At 65.6% G+C, this 2,342-nt stretch carries 2 protein-coding genes and 1 pseudogene; 1 reads left to right on the top strand and 2 read right to left on the bottom strand.

Going from position 1 to position 2,342, the window contains the following annotated elements:
• Together ELR45_RS34385 and ELR45_RS01955 are read right to left on the bottom strand one after the other, a co-directional pair.
• The coding region (locus ELR45_RS34385) for a M48 family metalloprotease (protein WP_165367390.1) at nucleotides 1–570 on the bottom strand (570 nt) is incomplete at its 3' end.
• 103 nt (nucleotides 571–673) lie between these two features.
• The gene (locus ELR45_RS01955) at nucleotides 674–1,771 is read right to left on the bottom strand and encodes a M48 family metalloprotease (RefSeq protein WP_165367389.1); all 1,098 of its coding nucleotides are present in this window, start codon (nucleotides 1,769–1,771) and stop codon (nucleotides 674–676) included.
• 212 nt (nucleotides 1,772–1,983) lie between these two features.
• Between ELR45_RS01955 and bar the strand changes: the two are divergent.
• Nucleotides 1,984–2,342: pseudogene (bar, locus tag ELR45_RS36485) on the top strand (barbiturase); the annotation flags it as partial.

The following is a 2,342-nucleotide window of genomic DNA, read 5'->3' as shown; positions in this document are numbered from 1 at the left end:
GATCCGGCACAGTCCTCGGTCGATGACCTTGAACATGTCGATGACATAGACCGGAAGGGTGACCAGCGACGTGGATATCCGAGTGGCGAACGTCATTAGTTTCGCGTCCCGATGCAAGACGTGCGCAAGCTCGTGCGCAAGCACCGCCTCCAGCTGTGCGTCTTCGGTGGTGGTCAGCAGGCCCCAGGTGACCGCTATGACCGGCCGGCGTCCCGGGAGCTGCAGCGCCAGGGCGCTCGGCCAGTCCGTGTCTATGATCTTCAGCCGCGGCATTGGCGTGTTCGACAGCGCGCACAACCGATCGACTGTGGCATGAAGCTCTGAATACTGAAGGTCGTCGGCATCGAGGACGGCGAGGTTCTTCGGCAGCACGCTGACTTCCTCGCCGCGATAGGCGACGACGGCGATCGCGGGCATGAACAGCCCGATCCACCACGGCCATCCGAGCAGCAGCTGCAGGCCGACGCCGATCAGCGCACCGTACCCGGCCGTGAACAGCAGGAGTAGTACCCACGTCTCGGCGATCCGGATCGTCAGACCGCGGTCCGGCCGGAATCGGTCCGTTCCCATGTCGCCTGTTCCTCACCTGTCTGTCGGCTTGAGCCGCGTTTCCTCTGCCCGGCTCTCGTCGGCGCGGACCGTCACGACAGGGGCGGCTGCATGGGCGCTGGATCTACTGGGCGAGCTCACGAGTGAGCTCCTCCAGACGTTTCACCCGGTGGTTGATCGGCGGGTGGGATCCGACGGCGCGGTCGACGACGCTCACCTTCTTACGGCCCTTCTGCTTGCCGCCTTTCGTGGGCAACGGGATGATCGCCATCGACGATGCCGCGCGCAGCTCGCGCAGGTCCTTCTTCGGGATCTGCTGCCCATCCTCGCCGAGGGACGTGAGGGTAGCGGCGAGCACCATGGGTTGCGTGGTCAACATGGCCGCCGTGCGGTCGGCGGCGAATTCGCGGTTGCGGCTGAGCCTGGTGAGCGTCAGCACGACGGGCACTGACAGCAGGAGGATCGTGGGAAGCGCGACAATGGCGAAAGGGAATATGAGCAGGATCACGGCGACGCGCATGATCCCGATCAGTGGCATCACGGTGCAGGCCAATGTGATGCGAAGACCAGGCGGGAGCGCTCGTGCAGGCGGTGTCTTGTCGTGCTTGTCCAGCTCGATCGCGCGCCAGCCGAAGCCACATTGCCGCGCCAGCCAGCACAGGGCCCGATCCGCGCCGTAGAACACATCGACCAGGTACGCCGGCAGGGTGAGCATGGACGAGGACGCGTTGGTCGCGAAAGTCATGACCTTCGCATCGCGGTGGATGACATGCGCGAGCTCGTGTGCGAGCACAGCCTCCAGGCGCGCGTCGTCCGCCGAGTCGAGCATCCCGCGGCTGACCGCGATCGTCGGCCGACGGCCCGGCAACTGCAGAGCGAGTGCGTTCGCCCACGGCACCTCGATGATCTTCAACTGCGGTCGCGACACGTCCGCCAGCGCACACAGGCGTTCGACCATCGCGTTGAGACGCGGCTCCCGTTCGGGCTCCGCAGGAACGGTACGCAGGCTCTTCGGAAGCACCCCAGCCTCGTGCCGGGCGTAGAGAGCTGCGGTGGCCACGACGGGCAGGACGAGGCAGACCCACCACGGAACGCCGACGAGCCACTGCAATACGAGGCCGAGCAGCGCACCGTATCCGCCCGTGATCAGCAGGAGCAGCAGCCATGTCTCGGCGATCCGGATCGTCAGACCGCGGTCCGGCCGGAATCGGTCAGCGCTCACTCTGCTCCATGGTGCTCGTCGGTTCGGTTCGGCTGGTGCATCATCGCAGAGGACGCTATCCATCCACTTGCATCTGTGCGATGTCGCCGATGATCCTGGGCCGGATTGGGCGAACGTCACCATCGTTGCCGGGGTCCTTCGCTCCATAGGCTCGACGCACCGGGCAAGGACGCGACAATGCGACGACGCCAGAGGTGAGAGGTGGCCAGAATATGCCTGAGCCGATCGAGGTCCGCAAGGTCGCCATCAAGCACGTCAGCGATGCCTCCGGGCTGACCGAACTGATCGATGCTGGCGTGCTCGAGGCTGATCGGGTGATCGCGGTGATCGGCAAGACCGAGGGGAACGGCGGCGTCAACGACTACACAAGGATCATCGCCGACCGCGCGTTCCGTGAGGTGCTGATGGAGAAGGGCACCCGTACCGAGGAGGAGACCAAACAGGTTCCGATCGTCTGGTCCGGCGGGACCGACGGCGTCATCAGCCCACACGCCACCATCTTCGCCACGGTTCCGGCCGATCGGGCCGAGCCTACGGACGAGCCCAGGCTGACCGTCGGCTTCGCGATGAG

It is taken from the genome of Phytoactinopolyspora endophytica, from assembly GCF_004138495.1.
GTDB lineage: Bacteria > Actinomycetota > Actinomycetes > Jiangellales > Jiangellaceae > Phytoactinopolyspora > Phytoactinopolyspora endophytica.
This window is presented reverse-complemented; position numbering and strand designations above follow the sequence as displayed.